At 70.0% G+C, this 22,737-nt stretch carries 14 protein-coding genes and 2 pseudogenes; 5 read left to right on the plus strand and 11 right to left on the minus strand.

Annotated features, from left to right (window positions below):
- Window positions 1-92: 92 nt before the first annotated feature.
- From ACZ68L_RS20065 to ACZ68L_RS20075, 3 genes and pseudogenes are all read right to left on the minus strand, one after another.
- A pseudogene (locus tag ACZ68L_RS20065) lies at window positions 93-611 on the minus strand (tyrosine-type recombinase/integrase); the annotation flags it as partial.
- A 169-nt stretch (window positions 612-780) separates the two neighbouring features.
- Entirely contained in the window at window positions 781-2,949 is a 2,169-nt protein-coding gene (locus tag ACZ68L_RS20070) for an FG-GAP repeat domain-containing protein (RefSeq protein WP_469578720.1), read from the minus strand.
- A 622-nt stretch (window positions 2,950-3,571) separates the two neighbouring features.
- A complete protein-coding gene (locus tag ACZ68L_RS20075; RefSeq protein WP_469578722.1) occupies window positions 3,572-4,618 on the minus strand; it encodes a helix-turn-helix transcriptional regulator in 1,047 nt (348 codons plus the stop codon).
- 124 nt (window positions 4,619-4,742) lie between these two features.
- Here ACZ68L_RS20075 and ACZ68L_RS20080 point away from each other — a divergent pair, with 124 nt between their 5' ends.
- Window positions 4,743-5,480, plus strand: a complete 738-nt coding sequence (locus ACZ68L_RS20080) for an NIPSNAP family protein (protein ID WP_469578725.1) — start codon at window positions 4,743-4,745, stop codon at window positions 5,478-5,480.
- Between the two features lie 360 nt (window positions 5,481-5,840).
- Here ACZ68L_RS20080 and ACZ68L_RS20085 read toward each other — a convergent pair whose 3' ends face one another.
- A complete protein-coding gene (locus ACZ68L_RS20085; protein ID WP_469578728.1) occupies window positions 5,841-6,611 on the minus strand; it encodes a polysaccharide deacetylase family protein in 771 nt (256 codons plus the stop codon).
- A 147-nt stretch (window positions 6,612-6,758) separates the two neighbouring features.
- On the opposite strand from ACZ68L_RS20085, the pseudogene ACZ68L_RS20090 reads away from it, so the two are divergent.
- A pseudogene (locus ACZ68L_RS20090) lies at window positions 6,759-7,491 on the plus strand (transposase); the annotation flags it as partial.
- 178 nt (window positions 7,492-7,669) lie between these two features.
- Here the strand turns inward: ACZ68L_RS20090 and ACZ68L_RS20095 are convergent.
- The 3 genes from ACZ68L_RS20095 to ACZ68L_RS20105 form a co-directional block, all read right to left on the minus strand.
- A complete protein-coding gene (locus ACZ68L_RS20095; RefSeq protein WP_469579144.1) occupies window positions 7,670-8,269 on the minus strand; it encodes a hypothetical protein in 600 nt (199 codons plus the stop codon).
- Between the two features lie 1,164 nt (window positions 8,270-9,433).
- Window positions 9,434-14,695 (minus strand): tetratricopeptide repeat protein, encoded by a 5,262-nt coding sequence (locus ACZ68L_RS20100; RefSeq protein ID WP_469578730.1) that lies wholly within the window; start codon window positions 14,693-14,695, stop codon window positions 9,434-9,436.
- Complete coding sequence (locus ACZ68L_RS20105; protein ID WP_469578732.1) at window positions 14,685-15,563, minus strand: hypothetical protein; 879 nt, start codon at window positions 15,561-15,563, stop codon at window positions 14,685-14,687. Before ACZ68L_RS20105 ends, ACZ68L_RS20100 begins: the two co-directional genes overlap by 11 nt.
- A gap of 331 nt (window positions 15,564-15,894) precedes the next feature.
- Here ACZ68L_RS20105 and ACZ68L_RS20110 point away from each other — a divergent pair, with 331 nt between their 5' ends.
- Window positions 15,895-16,413: a Pycsar system effector family protein gene (locus ACZ68L_RS20110; RefSeq protein WP_469578735.1), complete on the plus strand. Its 519-nt coding sequence runs from the start codon at window positions 15,895-15,897 to the stop codon at window positions 16,411-16,413.
- 11 nt (window positions 16,414-16,424) lie between these two features.
- On the opposite strand, the gene ACZ68L_RS20115 is transcribed toward ACZ68L_RS20110, so the two are convergent.
- Window positions 16,425-17,081, minus strand: coding sequence for a Crp/Fnr family transcriptional regulator (locus ACZ68L_RS20115; protein ID WP_469578737.1), 657 nt, complete (start codon window positions 17,079-17,081; stop codon window positions 16,425-16,427).
- A gap of 380 nt (window positions 17,082-17,461) precedes the next feature.
- Here ACZ68L_RS20115 and ACZ68L_RS20120 point away from each other — a divergent pair, with 380 nt between their 5' ends.
- Window positions 17,462-18,208: a DUF1838 family protein gene (locus tag ACZ68L_RS20120; protein ID WP_469578738.1), complete on the plus strand. Its 747-nt coding sequence runs from the start codon at window positions 17,462-17,464 to the stop codon at window positions 18,206-18,208.
- A gap of 195 nt (window positions 18,209-18,403) precedes the next feature.
- Here ACZ68L_RS20120 and ACZ68L_RS20125 read toward each other — a convergent pair whose 3' ends face one another.
- Entirely contained in the window at window positions 18,404-19,906 is a 1,503-nt protein-coding gene (locus tag ACZ68L_RS20125; protein WP_469579146.1) for a helix-turn-helix domain-containing protein, read from the minus strand.
- 175 nt (window positions 19,907-20,081) lie between these two features.
- Here ACZ68L_RS20125 and ACZ68L_RS20130 point away from each other — a divergent pair, with 175 nt between their 5' ends.
- Window positions 20,082-20,852 (plus strand): DUF4232 domain-containing protein, encoded by a 771-nt coding sequence (locus ACZ68L_RS20130; RefSeq protein ID WP_469578740.1) that lies wholly within the window; start codon window positions 20,082-20,084, stop codon window positions 20,850-20,852.
- A 161-nt stretch (window positions 20,853-21,013) separates the two neighbouring features.
- Here ACZ68L_RS20130 and ACZ68L_RS20135 read toward each other — a convergent pair whose 3' ends face one another.
- Both ACZ68L_RS20135 and ACZ68L_RS20140 read right to left on the minus strand, forming a co-directional pair.
- Window positions 21,014-21,571 carry a flavoprotein gene (locus tag ACZ68L_RS20135; RefSeq protein ID WP_469578742.1) on the minus strand — a complete coding sequence of 186 codons (558 nt, stop codon included), beginning with the start codon at window positions 21,569-21,571 and terminating at the stop codon, window positions 21,014-21,016.
- A gap of 467 nt (window positions 21,572-22,038) precedes the next feature.
- On the minus strand, window positions 22,039-22,629 hold the full coding sequence (locus tag ACZ68L_RS20140) for an isochorismatase family protein (RefSeq protein ID WP_469578744.1): 591 nt from the start codon (window positions 22,627-22,629) through the stop codon (window positions 22,039-22,041).
- Between the last annotated feature and the right edge of the window lie 108 nt (window positions 22,630-22,737).

The raw sequence follows: 22,737 nt of genomic DNA on the forward strand, positions 1-22,737 counted from the left end.
AGATCACCACGCGTCACACGACCGGTCTACCGCAGAGGACGCCCTCGCGAGGCGGAAATGACCGAACCAGTGATCTGAACTCCGAACAGACCCTAGGCGTTCCGTGCCCGTTGCGTGCCCGATCGTGGTTCGTCTCGCTGGGCCAGTGGTCTCAGTCGTTCAGCCTGTACTCGAGCGTCGATGCCGTCGGCGACTTCTTTCTGTCGCTCAGTGTCGGAGTGCTGGTACTTCATGGCCACCTTCTCCGAGGACTGGCCGGCCTTCTCCGAGGACTGGCCGGCGCGATCCATCGTGTCCTTGAGGGGCCCCGGATCGGGTCGAGAGCGTGTGCCCGGAGTGCCGGAGAGCACAGAAGCGGAAGTTGTCGGGCGGGCCGACCTCGGTCCGAGCCTTGCGCCACTTCCGGCCGAGGGGGACCGGCGGAACGGCTTGCCCCGCTCGCCCACGGACAGCGGCCCGTTCGGGTCCTTCTCCGCGTACCGGTCGAGATGCCGCTTCAGGTCGACCGCCATGAATGGCGGCAGGACGAGGAACCGTCGGCCGACCGAGGACTCGGTATTGCCAGGAGCCCGGCGGCCGGTGGTCAGTTCGGGTTCGGCTGTGCGAATCCGCCCGGCCGCCGTGGACGCGGCGGCCGTGACGGCGTACGGGGAAGGGGCCCGGCCGGTCCACCTGCCCTTCCGGGTCGAGGTGGTCCGGCGGACCCGCCGGAACCGGAACCGGACGCGAAGCCGGGCCCCGGGACCCCCGTGGTCCCGAGCGGCCCCCGGATCCGCGCCGTCAGGAGATGCGGATGCCCGACCAGTTCGTGGCCTTGCCGACCTGCGACCGGTTGGCGAAGCCGCCGTGGCCGTTGCCCCGGTTCAGCCAGGCGCGGCCGTCCTTGTCGAGCGAGATCAGGTCGGCCCGGCCGTCCCCGGACAGGTCGAGCCCGCCGACCACGTCCTTGTAGGAGGTGCCCCAGTCCTTGAAGACCAGCGACCGGGGCCTGAAGGTGCCGGCGCCGGTCCCGCTGAACCGCCACAGCTCGTTCGACGCGTCGAGGGCCAGCAGGTCGTTCTTGCCGTCGCCGTCGAGGTCCCCGGCGGCGAACAGCCTCTTGTAGCCGCCGAAGCCGGACCCGGTGAGCGAGCGGGCCTTGAAGCCGCCCGCGCCGTTGTTCGCGTACACGTACAGCTTCCCGGTCGAGGCGGACCGGGTCAGCAGGTCGGCCCGGCCGTCGCCCGTCACGTCGCCGGGCGAGACGACCGCGTCGTACCCGCTCCAGTCCGACGAGACCTTGACGTGGAACGACTGCTGGTCGGGCAGCCCGCCGCAGATCGTCGGGTAGACGCGGGCCTCGCCCTTCGGGTAGCGGACGAACACGTCGTTGCAGCGGTCGCCGTCGAGGTCGCCGAACGGCAGCACGAGCGTGCCCGTCGGCCAGCTGCTCGCGCGCTGCCCAGCGGACAGCTTCGTCGCGTCGCCCGCGTACACCTTCAGCCCGGTGCTGTTGCGGCCGAACAGGTCGGCCTTGCCGTCGTCCGTGTGGTCACGCCACTTGGGCAGCGTGCGGCTGGTGGTGGTGGTGGCCTGGTGGACGCCATCCAGGACGAAGCTGTTCGTCTCGGTCCGCTTGTACTCGTCCCACAGCACGACGGGCCGGCCGAGCGCGTCGGCGGCCACCTGGGGCGCCCCGGTGAACTGGGCACTCGTCGCGCTCAGCCGCCGCGGGGCGGACCAGGTGCCGCCCTTGAAGACGGCGGCCATCGTGTACTCCTCGCCCGAGTAGCCCTCCCGCCACGTCACCGTGACCGTGCCGCCCGAGGTGGCGGCCGCGCCGACCGCGCGCACCTTCTTGTGCGTGGAGAAGGGCTGCGTGTACGGCTGCCAGGCGCCGGTGGCCGCCGAGCGCACCGCGTACCAGGGGCCGGTCGAGTAGCCGGGCCCGCCGGCGACGAAGAGGTCGCCGTCGGGCAGGTAGACGGGCGCCGTCATTCCGTACGTGCTGCCATGGTTGGCGGCGGACCGCGGGGTGCTCCACTGCGTGGCGCCGACGGGCCGGCGCGTGTGCATGAGGTGCGCGGTGTTGTCGTAGAACACGTCGAAGCCGCCCTGTGGATGGGCGAACACCTTCGGGCGCGCCAGGTCCACGCCCGGGACCGGGAAGCTCTTGACCGCGGTCCAGGCGGACGCGCCGGGGGCCTTCTCCAGGGCGACGACGGCCTTGCTCGCCTGCCACTGCCACACCAGCAGGGCGGTGCCGTCCTTGGCGACCGCCAGGTCCATGCCGGAAACGTCCCGACTGCCGGACGGCGGCTGCTCGTTGAGGTCGGCCGGAGCGGTCCACGCGGCCTGCGGGCCGGTCTTCTCGGCGGCCTTCACGACGCCGGAGACCGACCACACGGCGACCAGCCGGCCGCCGGGGGCCGCCGCCAGGTGGTGGTAGCCCTTCTGGGGAACCGCGGCAACGTACTCGGGCTCGGAGAAGGCGGTCGCGCCGGGCGTGAGGGTGGCCACCTTCAGCCAGTAGTTGTTGTGGTCGTCGGCACGCTCGGCCCGCCAGACCAGGCGCACTGAGCCGTCGCCGAGCGAGACAAGCTCGGTGTTGTACCCGCCGGCGTCCGGCCAGCTCTGCGGGGCGAGCCAGCGGGTGCTGCCGGCGGGCCGGATCCGGGTGGAACGGGAGAGCCCGTCGCCGGTGAGGGAGACGAGCGCGCCGTTCCCGGCCGACTCCAGGGCGTTCAGCCCGCCCGAGGCGGAGGCGGGGTTGGGGTTCGGGGCGTGCAGGGTGTGGGTGCCCCACGGGCCCGGCGCAGGCGTCCCGACGGCGGCCGTGGCGGTGGTGCCGGTGACGACGCCCGCGACCGTGGCGGTGGTGTGCGCGTTGGCCGGGGCCGCGGCCGCGGCCGCCAGGACGAGGACGGGAGTGAGCGCGATGCCGAGCACCGCGCGGGACTGCGAAGTCATGGGAATGCCCCCCCGGGCAAGGCGTATCCGGTGGCACGGATTCGCCGAACTGTTCGAGCAAGTCAGGCGCAGCGTATATCAGCCAAGATCGGCCCACGCGGAGGGAGCACTCCCCCTGCTCAGAGGAATTCGGCGAGCGCGTCCAGCGCGCGCAGGAGCTCGCCCTCGTCGCCCGACGGCAACTGCGCCACCACCTCCCGATCGCCGCACCGGTCACGACAGGCGGAAGACGGACATCCACAGCTCCCTGGAACACACCTGGCCGACAAACGCCCGCGTCCACGAGGCAGGGTGGCAGTTCCAGGCCGTGCTCGACGCGCACGGCCCTCCTGTGCGTCAAGGTGATATGAACTTCGTGATCCCGCCATGTACTTCATCGGCGTACGTCATGGCGGCTGTCCACCAGATGCAGCGAGTGCCATGGAGTACCAGGCGCACCAGATGAGCACCAGAAGCAGCGGTGAACCACGGGCAACTCCGGCGTTCATCCCGAGAGTCGGCCCCCGGCCAGATGGGATCGTTTGCGCAGCTCAGAGCCGAAGTAGCGGTCAAGCGATCAGTGATTCCCAAGCTCAGAGCGCAAGTTCGGTCATCGTCAGCCGCTCTTCCACGATGCCCCAGGTCAGCGGCCTGGGGCTTCATCGTTTGCCAGACCTCTCCAGGCGTCACGCACCACCTGCGCACCACCCGGCGCCTTGCTCTCATAGGTTCGGGCGAGCGTCCCTACCGTGGTGGCCATGGCCTGGCGAAGTTCGGCGGGTGCGAGGACCTCGACGTCCCCGCCGAGCCTCAGCAACTCACCGCAGGCGTGCTCGGTGCCCTCGATCGGGATGACCGCCTCGATCCATCCGTCGTCGCCGACGGCGTTCGCGGTGGAGTCGACCGCCCGCACCACCTCCGGGGGAACGTTGTCGGGGAGGCGTCGGCGTCCCCGGGGGGACAGGCGGACGGTGGCGGTGCCGGTGTAGCGGCGAGCCCGGAAGTCGTCGAGGTAGGCAGCCCAGTACGCACCCAGGTCGAAGTCCGGCGGCCGGTCGAACCGCTCGTCGCCCAGCACCGCGTCGAGGACCTGGGCGACGCGGTAGGTCGCGGTCCCCTTCTCGGTGGCGGCCACGAGGTACCAGGTACCGGACTTGAGTACCAGGCCGAAGGGGTGGAGGTGACGATTCACCTCCTGCGGGGCGCGCCAACGGCGGTAACGCACATCCACCGCACGCCGGGTGAGCACCGCGTCGACGAACAAGGTGAGATGCGGGGTCTGTTCGGGTTCCCGGTACCAGCCGGGGGCGTCCAGGTGGAACACCGCCGCGGCCCGTGCCGCCTCCTCACGCAGTCCTGCCGGCAGCGCGGCAAGGAGCTTCAGCCGGGCAGCCGACGTCTCGGTCGCCAATCCCAGATCGGCGGCGGGTCCGGGCAGTCCGGCAAGGAACAGCGCCCGCGCCTCGCCCTCGCTCATCCCGGTGAGGCGGGTGCGGTAGCCATCGAGTAGCTGGTAGCCGCCCCCGCGGCCCGGCTCCGCGTAGACCGGCACCCCTGCGGACTGCAGTCGCGCCACATCACGGTAGGCGGTGCGCACGGACACGTTCAGCTCGTCGGCGATTCCTCGCGCGGACATACGGCCCCGCGATTGCAACAACAGCAGCACCGAGAGCAGTCGACTGGCAGACATGCGCGCATTCTCCTCGGAAACCCTGACAGCACCTGTCACACAGCTCCCCTACCGTCGACCCGCATCCCGGCTACGGCCTAACAGGCCGGGAGCTGCACGGAGAACATCGAACAGGAGTCTTGCTGTGCCACCCACCGAACTCGTCGGCCTGCCCGCTGTGATCGAGCTTCGCCAGTACACGCTGCGCCCCCGCCGGCGCGACGAACTCATCGAGCTGTTCGACCGGGAGTTCGTCGAACCCCAGGAAGATGTGGGGATGAGTCTGCTCGGCCAGTTCCGGGACCTCGACGATCCGGACCGCTTCGTCTGGTTGCGCGGATTCCGGGACATGGCGGCCCGCCATCGCGCGCTCACGGACTTCTACGGCGGGCCCGTCTGGGCCGAGCACGGTCCGCAGGCGAACGACACCATGATCGACTCCGACGATGTCCTCCTCCTGCGCCCCGTGTCGGCCCGGGGCGTCCTCGCCGGCTCCCTCTCCGGGCGGCCCCCGGTCGGCGCTCCGGCACCCGACCGGTTCGTGTCCGCCACCGTGTGGTCCTTTCCTCCCGGACGGCAGGACGGCATCACACTGATCCGGGACGGCCTCCTCCCCGCGCTCCAGGAGACGGGACCGGCGCCACTCGCCTTCCTGACCACCGAGCACGCGCACAACACCTTCGCCGGGCTGCCGGTGCGTGCCGGCGAGAACGTCGCCGCGATCCTCACCTCGTACCCCGATGAGAGTGCGCACCGTCGGCATCTCGCCGAGGTGCGATCCCATCCCCTCGCACGGGGCGAGATCCTGCCGGGTGTCGAGCGGGAACAGGCAGCGGCACCTCAGGTACTCCGGCTCGGCCCCACCGGTCGCTCGCTGGTCTGACTCCGAAGCGACGCCTCAGGAGAGACGGTCGATGGCGCCTGCGGCGAGGCCGCCCGGGGATCGGTGGCGCGGATGCCCATGTGAGGAGCCTGAGCAGGCAGGAGGCTACTTCTGCTTGACGGTCTTGCTGTGCCCGTCGTCGAGTTGGCCGGAACGGGCACAGTGATCTGGCCTTTGATGAAATCGGTGTACGCGCCCGGAGTGAGGGCTTGCTTACCGCCGGCCTGCGGTGTGCGGAACGTGGCCGTCCAGCCGTTCTTGATCACCTGAGACCGGTCGGAAGTTGCGCCGACCAACTTGTTCATGTCTGTCTGCCGGTGCCGGGGAGCGGGTCTTGATGGCGGTGCGGGCGAGCGTCACTCACCGCACGGGGAAGCCGAAGGAGTACCCCTGCTGCTTCAGCCAGGGCAGGATCTCGCGCAGAGCGGCCAAGGTCTGGGAGCGGTCCCCTCCCGCGTCGTGGAAGAGGACGGTCGGCCCGTTGGAGATCTGGCTCTTGACGGTGGCGACCATGGTGTCCACACCGGGACGCTCGAAGTCTTTGGAGTCGACGTTCCAGCCCAACGGCCGCATCCCCCGGGACGCGGCGAGCTGCCGGCTGTAAGGGGTGAATGCACCGCCCGGGGCCCGGTAATACTGCGGCCGGACGCCTCCGGACGCCTTGGTGATCATGCGTTCGGCATCCAGGATCTGCTGGGACTGGTATGCATCGGACTTGGTGTCCATGGTGGTGTCGTGCGAGACAGTGTGGTTGCACAGCCGGTGCCCGGCCGCCACGACCTCTTTGACCAGGTCCGGGTGTGCCTGGGCCTGTGTGCCCACCATGCAGAACGTAGCCTTCACGCCGTTGTCCTTCAGCAGTTGCAGCACCTGCGGCGTCCAGACCGGGTCCGGTCCGTCGTCGATGGTGATGTTGACGCCCCGGGCGCCGCGGTCCGAGGCGTGCGCGATGTCCGCCGCCACCTTGGTCACGGTCCGGGCGTCCGGCGCTGCGACACGCGCTTGCGGCTGCCGCCCTCCGGCGGGGTCGGCCTGCGCGGTCCACACCGAGGTGGCAGCGGCCAACGCCGTCACTCCGAGCGCCGCCGCGAGAAACCGGCCGTGCCATCCCCTTTCCTTGTGCTTTGCCATGTCCGCCCGCCCCTTTGCCGTCTCCGCCGATGCCGTGCCCCCATGAAGCCATACGAACGCCCGTGCAGGATGCCCCTGTTACCGATCGCAGACGAATCCGCAGGGGGTCGGCGACAAACGCAGGAGTTCCGCGACAGACAAGGGGGCGCAGCAGCCTCGAAAAGGTACTGGCGAGGACGGCAGACGCTGATCCGCACGGATTCCGGCGGAGGCACCCACGCGTGCGTCGAACGGCCCGCGAAGCGGGGCCGATGGCCGTCCCACTCGGCCGGCATGACCATCACCGAGCAGATTCACCAGTCCGTGCGGACAGTCCCGCCCTCCGCCTGGATGCCCGCTGTCGAAGCCGGCGGCGACATCCGCGACGGCGCCTGGGTCGCCAAGCCCGACGGGGACTGCCCGACCGGCCGGCCGAAGGGCATGCGGCTGATCGTCCGCGAGGAACGGCCGCTCCTCGGCACCCGGTTGCGCCTCACCGACGCCGACGGCCTGCGGCTCACCCACTTCGTCACCAACACCGAGGACACCCCGATCGCGCACCTGGCACTGCGGCACCGACAGCGCCGCGTCAAGGGCCGCATCAGCAATGCGCGCGCCACCGGCCCACGCAACATCCCCTCCCCCGCACGGCCCGGAACCAGATCTGGCCGGAGATCGTCCAGCTCGCACTCCGAGGTTCCCCCGGGGTGCTGATACTCGCCCCGGCCGACCGGCCCGGCTCCGGGAACCCCGCCGTCTGTGACTCCGTCTCTTCTCAGCCGCCACCCAGCTGATCACCACCGCCCGCCGCCGCTATCTGCGATTCCCCCACCATTCGGACCGGACCGACGTCATCACCAGCGCGATCGAGCGACTCGACGCCCTCCCGAACTCCGGTTGACCAGCAGATCCACCTGTCCCGACGAGCCTGAACCCTCCCACCGGAAACATGGCCCCCGACGTCCCCCAGCGCGACAATCGGGCCAATGGCCTGCCCACACGGCCCCGACAAACGAAGAAGAGCCCGTCAGCAAGCTGACGGGCTCCCGCGAAAGATCGAGGCTTAACCTGCCATCAGGTCAGATCGTCGGTGTGTCATCGACGATCTCCTTATGCGGTTCGACGATGAACCTCCAGCCATCGCTGGGCTCCAGGAACCGCACTCGGGTCGGGTAGATGTCCAGGGCACGGCGGTCGCGGTTCTGGCTGTTCGTGTTCTTCCGCCCCCGGGCCGGCTCCTCGTACAGGTCGACCTTGACGTCCGGCACCGCGACGGTTTCCTCGCTCCAGCGCTGAACGACCCCCGCGCCGAACGCGTCCCGTGCGGCGGAGTAGAGCGACTCCAGGGATTCCTTCTTCCCGTCCGGCACGAAAAGGGCGAGGTTCAGAAGGACGCCGGCGCTCTGGAGAACCTCGATCTCTTCCCCTGCCTTGTCGGCAATCCAGATCCCACGCTCTTCGGCATTGTCCGGGAGAACATGAATTTCCTCACCGAAGATCGTCCTCGCGACGAAGGACCCTCCCTCGAACTTCTTACCCGGCTCCGTAAGGAAAGCCGGAGCGTAGCAGTCGAGAGGAAGGCCATCCATCTCTGCGGAGACGAATACACTGTCCTGGAGGCCCAATTCCGAAACCTCTTCGGCCGTAAGACGTCGAGCCGTAACCTTCTCGGTATTCACGCCATTCCCCTTTTTCGCGGCGTTCTGTAGAACCATGAGGACTATATCACGAAAACAAACAGCCAATCCCTATTACGCGCACCTTCGCACTCACGACAGTACAGTCAACCTTCCGAATAATTTCCTCCACAGAACAGCAGACAAATCCTCCCGTATCGCCGGGCGAAACGCAGCCCCCGCAGAGAAATACAGTGAGACCCAGCAGGTGGCTCACCGCTTCGGCAGGGCTCTCGGAACCAAGTCGGCTGCCAAGTTAAATCCGAGAAACCTTGACCGAATGGCAACCCGGCGACCCAGTAGAGCGAAGCCAACTCACCGGCAAAAAGACGCACCGTTCTCAGCGACGAACAGAAGCCCATCGGGCTCCTCTCGACGAACCGGTCCACATGGCGTTTCACCTCAATATGCAGGAGGGCCGGGAGGAATACGGCTCACCTACCGGCGGTCGAATCCGTGCCGCCCTCGACGCGGCGACCGGTGGTCAGCCCGGGCGCTGCGTCGCTGATCTCGACCGCGAGGGGTTCGAGCGTGACATCGGGCCACCACAGGGCCGCCTGGCACGGCCGGAACATCCGGCTGCGGAGTGAATGATGTACATCATCCCCACTCGGCCCCCAAATCCAGGAGCTTGTCGACGAAACCATCGATCGTTTCGATCGCCGCTCTACGGCCGCGACATCCGGCCTCAACGATGACACGAATGCATTGATCTGAAATTTCCCCCTCGATCAACACGTCGATCTGCCGGGGTACGCACTGATGCAGCCAGAAATCTTCTGGTTGTGTTTTACTGACGCGCTTAGCACGGCCAGTAGCTCTGCAACTCGCTTCTCGTACTCATGCCAGAAGACCTTTTCATCTGGCTTCCGTCGGGCCCGTCCAGCTGTCACAGCGTTGAGCCCCTAGGCGTCAGCGAGTGAGGGAAGCTCCGTGGGGAGACCGGCGGTGCCTCGTCAAGGATCCAGAACCCAGGACACGGGATCGACGCCGGTCGTGGAGCTGAGCCCGCACGTCAGGTGCAGTGACCACTCCCCCTCGGACCGCCCCAGCTGCCACGAGCCCCTGTACACACACGTATGGTGATGCCCCATCAGCGAGCAGTCAGCAGAAATCGGTACATACCCCACCTGCGGTACGGGGCAGCTTCGGGGCCCGGGCGCGGAATCAGTACCTCCCGTGACCGCCCCAGAGCAGTCCTCGGTCGGCCTTCTCCAGCTGGCTCAGGGCGATGCTCAGGCTCTCGCCGTCGCCTTCCGCCAAGTGGAAGTCGACGGCCCGTTGGTTGACGAGGACCGCTTCCGCGTACTGCCGCGTATCCACCAGTACGGCGCCCAGCAGGTTCAGCGCCGCGCCTTCCCCAATCCGGTCTCCGGTGTCCTGGCAGACGGTGAGACACCGCCGGAACGCGGCGATGGCCTCCTCATATCGCCCGGCCGTCCCCAGATCGATGCCGAGGAGGAACAGCCTTACGCTCTCGCTGGCTCTGCTCGGTGTCCCGTTGCGCAGGGCGGCGGCCCGCCGGTCGGCGGCGGCGGCCTGCTCGGGCTGGTCGGCCTGCTTGAGCGCCTTGCCGAGGCTGAGCAGCGCCATGCCCTGGGCACCCTGGTCGTCGGCCTCGCCGTACGCGGTGACGGCCTGCTCGTAGGCGGCGGCGGCCTCCCGAGGACGTCCCATCCGCATGAGTGTGTTGCCGAGATGGAGACTGGTGCCGCCCTGACGGTCGCGCTCGCCGGTCTCGCCGTAGATGGTGGCGGCCCGGCTGAGGGTGGCGACGGATTCCTGGAGCCGGTTCAGGGGCTGAAGGGCACGGGAGAGGTTGAGGAGCGAGGAGCCTTCGAGGGAAGGGAAACCGATCTTCCGGAAGGAGTCAGCGGCTTGCCGGTAGACGGGGATCGCGTTCTCGTACCGCTCCTCGCCCAGGAGGAACTCCCCGAGGTTGTAGAGCGACAGGGCTTCGCCACGCTCGTCGCCCGACTCCCGATAGCAGGTGATGGACCGCTGCGCGGCCGTGATGGCCTCCTTGCGCCGCCCCGCCGACGCCAGGGCGAGGCTCAGGTTCCGCAGCGCGTCGGCCTCGCCCTGCCTGTCGCCGTGCTCACGGAAGAGCACGGCGGCCCGTGTACAGGCGGTGACGGCCTCCTCGTGCTGATTGTCGCTTTCCAGGCCGAGACCGAGATTGTCCAGGGCCTTGGCCTCTTTGGCGCCGTCTCCGAGTTGTCGGAAGAGCTCGGCGGCCCGCCTGCTGGCGACGACTGATTCCGCGTACCGACCCACCCGGCCCAGGTCGTTGCCGAGTTCGCCCGACGACCCGGCTTCGGAACGGAGGTCACCCGCGGCGCGGAACGCGGCGACGGCCTGACTGCGGGCGGTGATGGCTTCCTGGGTGCGGTCCAGCTTCACCAGCGCGGTCCCGAGACACTCCCGCGCCGCACCCTCGCCACTGCGGTCACCGGTGTCACGGCAGATGTCGGCGGCCTGCTCGCAGATGGTGACGGCCCGCTCGTGCCGGCCCACGTGCACGAGGGCGAGCCCGATACTGAGGAGCACGTTGCCTTCGCCGTCGTGGCCGGTCTCCCGGCAGACCACGAGTTCCCGTTCGAAGGCGGTGACGGCCTCGTCGTACCTCCGTGCCGACAGGAGGTTGGTGCCCAGGCCGTGCAGGAGCGCGCGTTCACGCGGACGGTTGCCCGCCGTGCGATAGAGAGCCACGGCCTGCTCACAGACGGCGACGGCCTCCTCGTACCGCTCCGCCTTCGCCAGGGCCTCGCTCCGGTTGGACAGGGCGTTGGCCTCGCCGCCGTGGTCGTCGGCCTGACGGAAGAGGGCGGCGGCCTTTCCACATGCGGTGGCGGCCTCCGCGAACCGGCCTGCCTTGACACAGACATAGCCCAGATTGATCAGTGCCCGGGCCTCGCCCTCGTGGTTGCCGGTCCCGGCGAGGAGGACGGCGGCCTGCTGGGCGGCGGTGGCGGCTTCCTCGACCCGCCCCAGGTGGATCAGCGCGGCACTGAGCCTGCCGAGCACCTCGCCCTCCCCTCCGGGGCTGGCGATCTCACGCCGGAGGGCGGCGGCCTGTTCGTAGGTGGTGACGGCCTCCTCATACCGATTCAGCTCGTACAGAGCGTCGCCCAGGTTGGACAGAGAGTCGGCCTCGCTTCTGCGGTTGCCCTTCTCGCGGTAGACGGCGGCGGCCCGCCGGGTGGGATCGAGGGACTCCTTGAACCGGCCCAGCTTCAACAGGGCGTTGCCGAGGTTGTGCAGCGGCGGGCCCTGCGAGCCACCTGCGCTGTTCTCCTCGAAGCCGGCGAGAGCGCGTCGGCTGACGGTGACGGTCTCCTCGTACCGCTCAGCCGCCGACAGGGCGTGACTCTGGTTGGTCAGCGCGGCAGTCTCAAGATGCCGCTCGCCGGTCTCCCGATAGAGGGCCGCGGCCCGTCCAGCGGCTTCGGCGGCGTCCACGGCCCTTGTCAGCCGGGCCAGGGCCCTGCTGAGATTGGTCAGCGCGGCGGCTTCCAGACTGCGGTTGCCAGTCTGCCGGTAGAGCTCGGCGGCCCGCTCGCCCGTGCCGGCCGCCTCCTCGAACCGCCCCAGTTCGCCCAGCCTGCTGCCGAAGTTCAGCAGCAGATCCGCCGCGCCGCTGTGGTTGCCGCTGTCGACGTGGACGGTGGTGGCCCGCTCGACGGCGGCGACGGCCTCCTCGACCCGCCCCAGCTCGGCGAGAGTTTCGCCGATGTCGGCCAGCGACCTGGCGAGATCGGAGAGATCGGTGCCGGGGGCGGCTTCGTCCAGCTGCCGGTGCAGGTCGGCGGTCTCCTGGACGGCGGCCAGAGCCTTCTCCCTGCTCTCCTTCCGGGGCAGCGACAACCGGTGCATGACATCCGCGTACGCGGGGAGGTCGAGAGCCGGGTGGGCCACGGCCACCTGCCGGTACAGGTCGGCGGCCTCCTGGTTGGCGGCCAGCGCCTGTTCCTCACGATCGAGATCCCACAGCCGTTTGCCCAGGCTGTTCAGCGAGTTGGCGTAGTCCAGGCGGTGGGTGCCGAAGCCGTTCTCGGCCAGCTGCCGCTGGATGTCCACGGCCTCCTGAACCGGAGCGAGCGCCTCTTGCGCACGGCCCAGACGCGCGAGGAACTCGCCGAGGTTGAGCAGCACGGTGGCCAGGCGGGGCTCGTAGGCGGTGGGATTCGCCTCCGCGAGTTGCCGGAACAGGTCGGTGGCCTCCTGGACGGCGGCCAGCGCCTCCTCCGTACGGTGCAGGCCGAACAGCGAGCGACCGAGGTTGTTCAGCGCCGCGGCCAGGTAGGGCCCCTCGACGGCGGGGTTGTCGGCGGCCAGCTGCCGGTACAGGTCGGTCGCCTCCCGGGCGATGGCCAGGGCCTCCTCCCCCCGACCCGCATCCGACAGGCGCAGGCTGAGGTTACCCAGCTCCCCTGCGAGACCGCTCCGGTGGGCGGCGGGGTCATCGGCGGCCAGTTGCCGGTACAGGTCGGTCGCCTCCTGGGTGGCGGCCAGCGCCTCCTCCGGGCGGCCATGACCGTGCAGCTGGTTACCGAGGCTGGTCAGGGACCTCCGCAGGCCGCGCCGGTGGGCGGCGGGTTCGGCCTCGGCCAGGCGGCGGCTGATCGCCACGGCCTCCTCGGCCAGGAAGAGTGCCTCCTCCGGGCGGCCCACGTCGGACAGGCGATCCCCGTGGTCGGCCAAGGAGGTGGCCAGGCCGCTGAGGTGGTCGGGGTCGGCCTCGACGAGTTGCCGGTACAGGCGGACGGCCTCCTCTCCCGGGGCGATCGCCTCCTCCCGGCGGCCGGCGTTGGCTCGGCGCCACGCCAGGGTGCCGTACAGCCGAGCCCGCTCGCCGAGGTCGGTGGTACTGGACAGGCGATGGGCGATCAGGACTTCCATGACCGCGAGGATGCCGACGTCCAGGTTGACGTGGCTGCCCGCGGGCAGCCGCTCTTCGACGGCCTCCAGCACGGTCAGGAGGTCGGGGTCGAGAGGGCCGGCACCCGGGCCGCCGAGGGCGGCGAGCGTGGTCAGGGCCGAGCTGCCGGCGGCGAGCGCGAGGGCGGGATCGCGGCGCAGCAGCGGGTAGAGGACCTTCTCGCGGACATGGGCCCAGCGGCCGGCGGCGGACGCGAGGAAGGTGACCGAGCGCGGGGCGATGACGGGCCGTAGATCCTCCTCGGCGGTCAGAGTGGCGAGCACACCTTTCGCCCACGGGTCGGCTTCGTAGGAGCTGATGTCGTGCCCAGGGGTGAGCAGGCCGAGGAAGTCCTCCGCGAGGCGGTCGGGGTAGAGGGGTTCCAGGACCAACTCGGCGTCGGCGGGCTTGTAGCAGAACCGGTGATCGTCGATGAGGTCCTTGGGGTGCGCGGACAGTTTCAGGGTCTCCAGGGCCTGTTCCCCGGTGGGCTGCTCGACCGCTCCGGTGAGTACGGCGGTGAACACGGTCTTGGCCATCACGGTGGGCCTGGTCCGGTAGTCCTGCCCATGCCTTCCGGCCTCGTAGAGCCGTTGCCACGCCAGGCGTTCACGGTCCAGGAGGTACGCCGACAACTCGTGCGGCTCGGTGAGCGACGGCTGCTTGCCCTGGGCATGGGCGTCGACAGCGACCAGGGCGGCCATGTGCAGGTTCAGCGTCAGGCCGAAGTCACGGTGGTCGAGGGAACCGGGCAGCCGGATGTTCGCGGCGTCCGACAGGTTGTACAGGTTGCTGTCGGCGAAACGGTCACGGGCGGCGGTGAACATCGGCAGCCGGTCCGCGACCAGCGAGGGCAACGGGAGGTCGGCGGCGGCGGCGCGACGTTCGCCGAGCTCACCGCGGAGGGCCGCGAACCAGCGGACGGTGCGGCCGATGAGCAGGACCCGCGTGGGCTTCTGCTGATTGAGCAGGGGGTCGTACAACAGGCGTTCCAGTTCGCTGTGCGCCCATCGGTCGGCGTAGTCGACGACGAGGAGCACTCCGGCCGCATCGTCGTCGGGCTGCACGTCTTCGCTGCCCGACAATGACGGACCGTTGGGGAGGCCCCGGACTCCCGCCTGCAGGACATGCCATCGCTCGGCTCCGGACGTTTCCGGGCTCCGGGACAGTGCGGCGAACTCCGTGGCGAGCCGGGTCTTGCCCTGCCCGCCGGGAGCGTGCAGCAGCAGGACCGACAAACGCGCGTCCTCGGCATCCCGCCATTCCCGCAGCCCCTCCAGTTCGGCTGTCCGGCCGACGAAGGGCACGACGTGACTGCGCGCGTCCAGCAGGCGGCTGGGCTGCGCCATCAGCCATGCGGGATCAGGAGTGGTCGGAGCGGGGAACGCCTCGATGGTGGGCAGGCGCGTCCCGTAGTGGTGGTTGTGGTTGATCGTCGCGTGCGAGTCCGGGCCCAGCAGCACCGCCGCTCGGTCCGACGCATGCACTTGGTAGATATCACCGGTCATGAAGGCCGCCTTCGGAACCGGAAGCCTGCGAGGGCGGACTGCCGGGTGCGTGATGGTGGTTGATGGTCACCGTGGCGCCGGGGCCCTGGATACCCGTGCCGTTGCCCTGCACGTCCAGGTGGTAGACGGAAGGCGCCTCCGGCCGCCGCGGCGCTTCCCTGACAGCGCGGCCCTCCCCGTCGGCCTCATGGCGTCCGGCGAGCGGTGCGCCGCCGGGCGCGCTCTCCTCCGGGTCCGCCTCCAGGTCCGACTGCCGCGCATCGGCGGCCGGGACCCAGATCCAGGCCTCCCCCCGATACTCCTTCTCTTCGACACGTACACGCCGGAACTCGTCCTCGCGGAGGCTGGTGTACGCCTCCCCCCGTACGACGTCGTGGAAGACGATCGCCGATACCCCGACGGCCAGACAGCCGTCCGATGCCTCCGCCAGAGCAGTGCGCAGGGCCGCGGAGTCGAGGATGCGGCCGATCTCGACCGGAGCCGGGCCGACGAAACCGTTGGCGCCCAGCAAGGCCGGGCCGAAGTGGACGGCTGCCCTGAGCCGGAGCCGCGCCTGCCGCATCCGGTTGCGGTTGAAGGCCCGCAGACCGGCATCCAGGCTGCGCATGAACGCGTCGACCAGAACAGGCTCAGCGGCGCCCGCGGGCAGGACCGCGAACAGCGAGTCCCCGCCCTCCTGCGTCACCCAGCGCGCGCGCTCCAACCGGGCAGCGTCGGCCGCTTCGCCCAACAGCCGCGTGATCGCCTCCTGGAACTCGCGTTGCGTCACCACGTCGGCGCGGCCGTAACCCTCCGCATCGACCGCCAGCAGCAGTCTGCGCTCGAACTCGCCCATGCCGCCCCGCCCATCCAGACTGTTGCTTGCCATGACACCTCTCGGGCTACACGCACTTCATGGGGGAGGATGCCGTTTCACTCAAACCCACTGACAATCCACGGAGTTACTACACGCCGGCAAGGGTTGATCAGCATCGCGGCGCAGCCTCCCGGGGGAAGGAACCGGCTCCCGCTCCTCCGAATACGGACGCCGACACTGAAGTCGTACACCCGCGCCCCGGTGTGAACCCTGTGGAAATACGGATTGCCGAGATCTGTGACAGTTCCTGAAGTCCCGAGAACCCATAGAAGTGACTGGTTCGGTCGGGACGTTCGCCCTCTTACTGGACGGAACACGCCCTCGTCGACCGGAGGAGACTTCCATGGCACCAACCGGGCAGGTCACCGACAGCCGTCCTGCGCAGTACATGTTCGCCACGCTGCAGACGACCCACCAGCACGCGGATGCCAAGGCCGGCATCCTGGCGGCGACGCAGGCGGCGTTGGTCGTCACGGCGGGATCCTGGAGTCGTCAAGCAGTGCTCGTCTGCAAGCAGGGTGGCGCGGCTGGAACGTTCGCCGGGGCACTCTTGGCTCTGTTCGTCTGCGGCCTGATCGGTGGCGCGGTGAGCGTGGCTGCGACGTTGAGCCCCCGCATGTTACGGGGCCCGGCGGTCAATCGGTACAGCTTCATCCATCTGGCGTCGGGCCCCGACATCCTGCCCTCCGGAGGCACACACACGGACGAGGCCGCGGATCGCAGGGAGTTGTCGCACACCGTGCGATTCCTCGCTCGCGTCGCGGTACGCAAGTACCGCTGGCTGACAGGGGCGGTGATGTGCACGGCCGTCATGGGCGTGAGCGCGGGGCTGAGCGTGACCCTGCAGCCGGTATTGGCCTGACGCCGACTCGGCTACGGCCCCTCGTCCGCCAGGTCCGCAAGCCGCCTGAGCCGGGGAAGGTCCCGGATGGTGGTGGAACGGTAGCCGGTCTCCAACAGGCCCTCTTCGCGTAGTTCGCGCAGTACCTTGTGGACTGTCGTCTCGGCGGCGCCGACCAGCGCGGCCAGCTCCGGCTGCGTCAGCCGGCAGCCGATCACCACTCCGCCGGCGCGGGAAGATCCGTATGACGCCGCAAGTTCCACCAACAGCCGGGCCAACCGCACCTTTGCCGGATACCCGCGGAAGTCCAGCCGCCGCCGGTTCGCCCAGCGCAGCCGACCGACGACGATGCCGGTCAGGGCTATGGCGATCTCGGGGCGTCGCGCCAGCAACTCCCGCAGCACGCCGTCCGCCAGCACCCGGGCGGTCAGCGGACCGCAGGCGGTGACCGTCGCCGAGCGCAGGGCCCCGTCCATGGCCGCCATCTCACCCACCGTGTCCCCGCCCGCCCTGACGGCGAGCAGTGAGGTCTCCCCGTTCTCCACGGTCGCCGTGACCTTGGCGAAACCGGACAGCAGCAGCAGGAGATGCCGGTCGTTCATCCCCTCTCTCAACAGCACGGCACCCACGTCGAACCGGACCTCGGTACCCAGGCCGAGCAGTTCCCGCCGCGCCGGAAGCGACAGCATCCCCAGCAGACTGCGTGCGGGCCATTCCTCGGACCCGATTGGCACAACCACGTGCATCCCCCGTCTCCATCTGCGTTCGGACATGGCTACCGAGACGTCCTCCCCCTCCGAACACGACCGGAGGGGAAGATGAGACCGCCGACCACTCGACGTCATCGTGCCGGTTTCCGCGGAAGCGGTGCCACTGGAGCGAGCTGCTCCTCACCGACCGTTCACTCCTGGGCACAGTGGAAGTGCAGCTCCTGATCGACTTTCGGACCCTGCCGGGACCGGGCCGACGGGCGGGCCCGTCGGCCCGGGAGCGGCTTCTTCCGGCCGCTTCCGCCCCGGCCTGGATGTTTCCTGCCTGGCCGGGACGGAAGCCGTGCAGAGTAGTGCATATGACGACACCCGCAGCGCCGCTCCGCTCCTTCGCCCGCACCCGCGCCTCGCTCGACGGCGAGGAAGTCACGTACTGGTGGTCCGGCGACGTGTACTCCTGGGCCCCCGACGAGCCCTACCAGCGTGTCTTCGGCTTCGAAGGGCTCAACGTCGCCCGCCTGGTCCAGGATGCCGAAGACGGCCCGGACGCCTACCGGCTGCTCACCCGCGAGGCCGCCTTCTACCTGGACCCCGTCACCCGCGAGATCCTGGAGACCTGGCAGGACCTGCCGGTGGTGCACGTCTGGAACGACCCGGCGAACCAGAAGTGGCGCCCCTTCCCGATCCCGACGACCGAGCTCGGCGAACAGGTCTGCTTCAGCCTGGAGATCCCGCTGGCCTACCCCTCGCCGCTGCCGGTGGCCCAGTACCCCGTCCACTCGGCCGGCGACACGTACAAGGCCCTGGAGCTCTTCCAGTTCTTCGCCGACCGAGCCGACCTGGACGGCCCGGCTCCCAGCGTCCCGGCCACCATGTCGTGGACCCGGATGTCCCCGTGGCTGCCGTGGATGGCCCGCGGCCAGCGGCCCGGCGGCCTCACCTTCCACTGCCGGGGCCGCAAGCTCGGCTCGTACGCCGAGGTCCCCGAGCGGACCCGTGCCCACATCGCCGACCACCACCCGGAGTTCGCCCGGGCCCCGGAGAAGTGGAGCGAGCCGAACGAGACCAGCTGGACGTACTTCCGCGAGCTCAACCCGCCGAAGTAGCCGCCGGGCTTCCCTCGCCGTCCGGCCCGTCCCGGGCCCCCAACCAGCCCCCTGAGGTCGCGATCAACGCCGCGCGGGCCGGTGGGCAGATGGTCCGAGCCATGCGGGGAGCCACCCGGGCGGCGTCCGTCGGCAGGCCGGAGGCAGGGCCTGCGCACCCATGCCGTCGGCCCGCCGCCGTCCGCGCGGATCCGGTCAGCCCTCCCGTTCGATCCACTCGCTGCCGCCCAACGGGTAGTCGTAGCCGGGTCGGCCGACGTCAGCGCTCGTGCGGAACGGGGTGCCGCTGCTGTCGATGCGCACCGTGCCGCGGCGGCCGCCGCTGGACCAGTCCAGGCTGAGGTCCCAGCGGACGTCGTGCGCCCTGGTGTGCGCGGTGATGTAGAAGACCTCCGGGTCGGACTCGCTGACCTTGTACGGGAAGCCGCGTTGGCCGTTCTTGACGGTGACCGTGGGGCTGCCGTTGTCGAGGTCGATGTCGAACGACTTGGTGCCGACGCGACCCCCGCAGCCGACCCCCATCGAGTAGTCGTTCCAGGCGAGCGGCGCGCCCTTGGCGGCGACGCGTACGTGCAGCGCCTCCAGGACGACCGTGTCCTGCCCGGTGCCCTGAACGGTCAGGGCCACCCGCTGCTCCCCCGAGGCGACCGCGCCGTAGGCAGCGGCCCAGCGCGGCGCGTCCTGCTCGCTCGCGGGCGGGCCGACCTGCTCGGGGGCGCTGTCGACGAGGAAATGCTGGCTGCACGGGTTGTCGTAGACGTAGGAGCGGGAGGCGACGTTCAGCGGTACGGCGGCGCCGCCACCGGTGGGCTCGGCCGCGCCCTGCGCGCCGCCGCCCTTCGAGGTGCCGGGCGTGGATTCGACGGCGGAGGCGCGGGCGGACGGTCTGCGGCTCCCCGCGGTCGGGGAAGGGGTGGCGGAGTCTGTCGTTGACGGCTCCGTGGTGTCCTTCGAGTCGGTGGTCGCGACGGTGGTATCGGCTGCACGCCGGTACCCCGCGTCGTCTCCGCCCCCGCCGAAGGGCACCTTGACGGCGAGCACCACGGCGCCTAGCACGGCGGCCACCGCGACGGAGGCGATCAGCGCGTTGCGGCGACGCCGTGGCGGCGCGGGATTGTGCGGCACGCCGACGACAACCGGCTCACCGTCCGTCCCCGGTCCGTGCGTCGACGCCTCGCCGCCCGAATCCGCCGGCGATCCGGCAACCGCCGTCTCCGGCGAACCGGTTGCCCGAACCACCCCGGCTGAGCCGGCCTCCTGGGCCGAATCCGCCGGCGATCCGGCAACCGCCGTCTCCGGTGAACCGGTTGCCCGAACCACCCCGGCTGAGCCGGCCTCCTGGGCCGAACCCGTCGCCGGAACCGGCTCCGCGGCGGTGTCACCCGCGTTCCTCGCCCCGGCCGCCGTGGTCCGGTCCGGCCCGGCCTTTCGTGCCGCGTCCGCCAGGATCCAGTGCCGGTGCAGCTCCACCAGCTCCTGCGGCGTCGCTCGGCACACTCTCGCGAGGCGCTCCGCCGGTGCGTACTCGGTCGGCAGTGCGGTGCCGTTGCAGTAGCGGTGCAGCGTCGATGTGCTCATGTGGAGCCGCTTGGCCAGCGCCCCGTAACTCAGCCCCGAGCGGTCCTTCAGCTCCCGCAGCAGCTCCGCGAACTCGCCCGTCCCCCCGGCCCCTTTCGCCTCCGACGTTCGTTCCACGATCCCCCCATGTCCCGTTCACGCGTTCCAGGGGCACTGCGTTTCCCCTGCTCAGAGCCCATTCCAGTGTTTCAGCGTCCCTAACCCCCCGCAGTCCATGGCGGCCGGGACGGATCACCCCACAAGCTCCAGTCATCCAAGCACCACACCCACCCGAACGCCGAAGGGGTACGACCACATGTCGAACATCCGGAACTCCCGCACCCGCCTTCTGACCGCCGCCGCGACCGTCGCGCTCGCCGCCTTCTCCCTGACCGCGTGCAGCGACGGGACGGGTGTGCGGGACGAGGGTGCGTCGGCGAAGTCCTCCACAAACGCCTCGGCCTCGACGCCCGCTCCCGAGCCGTCGGCGCCCGCCTCCGGGTCCTCCGACCGAGGCTCCTCCTCCGGGTCCTCCGACCAAGGCTCCTCCTCCGGGTCCTCCGACCAAGGCTCCTCCTCCGGCGACGTGAAGTCGGCCGCCGTCACCTCGAAGCCGGGCGCGCATGCCGCCGCCGCGAAGGCCCCCACCGCCTCCGGCAAGGCCGTCACCTGCGAGGGGTCCAACACCAAGACGGTCGCGGCCCCGCTGAACCGCCCCGTCAACCACATGCTCCTCACCGTCACCAACACCGGCAGCAACACCTGCTACCTGTACGGCTACCCGGCCGTACGCTTCGGCGAGGCCCAGTCGGTGCCGCCGGTCATCGAGGACTCCAAGCCGCAGGCCGTCGTCACTCTGAAGCCGGGCGAGTCCGGCTATGCCTCCGTGAGTCTGTCCGCCACCGACGGCAGCGGCGCCCACGGCCACACGGAGAAGTCCCTGGTCGTCTACTTCCACGGCCGCTCCGGCAATGAGAGCGTCGGTGCGGGCGCCCACCCCTCCCTGCCCGCCAAGGGCGTGTACATCGACGACTCGCTCAAGGTCACGTACTGGCAGCAGTCGATGAACGACGCCGTCAACTGGTGATCTCGTTCGCCGGCGGGCAATCCCCCCTCGGACAGCGTCCGTTCACCGACGAAGTGGTGGTCCGGAGTGATCCCGACCACCACTTCGCGGCACAACGCCCCCTTGCTCCGATCCCCCAGCCCCAGCCCCAGCCGCAGCCGCCACGAGCTCGGCGGCGCCGATCAGGCCGGGCCGGACAGCTCGGGAGTGAGCAGTTCCAGCGCCTCCTCCCAGCGGAAGCTGTCGGCCCCGCCGTCGGCCCTGGGCGTGTGAGGTTCGTGCGAGCCGATCAGAACGCCCATCCCACGCAGCCGGTCCAGGCTCGACCGGTACGCCGGATGGGCGGCCTGGGCCGAGTTCAGGTACGGGAGGACGGCGGTCGGGATGCCGAAGCCGTACGCCTCGCACAGGATGCCCAGGGCCAGGGTGTCGGAGCTGCCCGCCGCCCACTTGTTGATCGTATTGAAGGTGCCCGGGGCAACGGCGATGGCATCGGGGGGCGGCAGCGGGCGAGGGTCGCCCGGTGAGCGCCAGGCCGAGCGAATCGGGTAGCCGGTCCGGGCCTCGACAGCCTTCGCGTCGATGAAGCCGAGGCCCTGCGGTGTGGCGACGACGCCGACGTCCCAGTTCGCTTCCTGGGCTGCCGTGATCAGCTTGCCGACGTCCCCGGCGATTCCAGCCGCGCACACGACGACGTACAGGAAGGGCTTCTCGGTCTGCTGGTCGGGCTGATCGCTCACGCGGGGACTCCCGGTCGACGGCTGAAGTGATGCGGTTCACGCAGCGTACGGCGGCGGTCGCGGCCGGCGGTGCCCGCAGGTCGACGAACCGGTGCTTCTCGGCCGGGACCCGCGGCAGCGGACGTCGTCCTCGCGGCCCACGAAGCTGGTCAGCGGTGCGTCCGGGGTGCCGGGCGCACCGGGGAGTACCCGCCGCCTTGCCCGGAACCGTCGTGGCCCCCGCCACCGCATGCGGTGAGAGCCGCCCGCCGCGCACACCGGCCGGTCGCGATGTCCGTGAGCTCGGGAGACCACCGTCGACGAGCACGCCCCAGGCCCCCGCCGTCGACGAGCGCACCCCAGGCCCTCGCCGTCGGCGCGCCGCTCCGCTCCGTGAAAGCGGTCGTGCGCCGGCCGGCCCCGAAGGGACGCTCCGCGTCGCCGCCGGGGCCGGACGGACCGCTGCCACGGTGTCGGGACCGCGTCGGTCAGCTGAGGACGACGGGCTTGCCGCTCAGCGCGACGCCTGCCTGGTTCAGCTCGGTGATCGCGGTGCTGGTGGTGTCGGCGGCGACGCCTGCGGTGTAGTCGAGGAGGACCTGCACCTCGAAGCCCGCTCGCACGCCGTCCAGCGCGGTGGCCTTCACGCAGTGGTCGGTGGCGATGCCGACGACGTCGAGGCCGGTGACATCGCGGGCGCGCAGCCAGTCCGACAGCGACGTGCCGTCCTCGGTCGCCCCCTCGAAGCCGCTCTTCGAGGCGGAGTGCGCACCTTTGTAGAAGACCTCTTCCACGGCGCCGGACGTGACGGCGGGTGCGAAGTTCGGATGGAACTCGCCTCCCTCGTCGCCGACGACGCAGTGCACGGGGAAGGAGTTCTGGAAGTCCGGGTGTGCGGAGAAGTGGGCGCCCGGGTCGATGTGGTGGTCGCGGGTGGCGACGACGTGTGCGTACTGACCGTCGGCTTGCCGGATCAGTTCGGTGATGGCCACGGCCCGGTCCGCACCGCCTTTCACGGGGACGCTGCCACCTTCACAGAAGTCCTTCTGCACATCGACGACGATCAGAGCACGGCGCACGGAAAAGCCCTTTCCTCGGAGGGGGGAACCATCGCCTGCGTATGGTCGCGCCTCCGGCGGCCGGTGGACGTGGCACGCGCCGCCGTTCACCCGATCGGTGTCCCTGGC

Source organism: Streptomyces sp. NPDC104309 (assembly GCF_055584025.1).

Coding starts and splice junctions, on each gene's coding strand:
- ACZ68L_RS20070 (WP_469578720.1), bottom strand. CDS start 2,949: ATGACTTCGCAGTCCCGCGCGGTGCTCGGCATCGCGCTCACTCCCGTC.
- ACZ68L_RS20075 (WP_469578722.1), bottom strand. CDS start 4,618: ATGTCTGCCAGTCGACTGCTCTCGGTGCTGCTGTTGTTGCAATCGCGG.
- ACZ68L_RS20085 (WP_469578728.1), bottom strand. CDS start 6,611: ATGGCAAAGCACAAGGAAAGGGGATGGCACGGCCGGTTTCTCGCGGCG.
- ACZ68L_RS20100 (WP_469578730.1), bottom strand. CDS start 14,695: ATGACCGGTGATATCTACCAAGTGCATGCGTCGGACCGAGCGGCGGTG.
- ACZ68L_RS20105 (WP_469578732.1), bottom strand. CDS start 15,563: ATGGCAAGCAACAGTCTGGATGGGCGGGGCGGCATGGGCGAGTTCGAG.
- ACZ68L_RS20110 (WP_469578735.1), top strand. CDS start 15,895: ATGGCACCAACCGGGCAGGTCACCGACAGCCGTCCTGCGCAGTACATG.
- ACZ68L_RS20115 (WP_469578737.1), bottom strand. CDS start 17,081: ATGCTGTCGCTTCCGGCGCGGCGGGAACTGCTCGGCCTGGGTACCGAG.
- ACZ68L_RS20120 (WP_469578738.1), top strand. CDS start 17,462: ATGACGACACCCGCAGCGCCGCTCCGCTCCTTCGCCCGCACCCGCGCC.
- ACZ68L_RS20130 (WP_469578740.1), top strand. CDS start 20,082: ATGTCGAACATCCGGAACTCCCGCACCCGCCTTCTGACCGCCGCCGCG.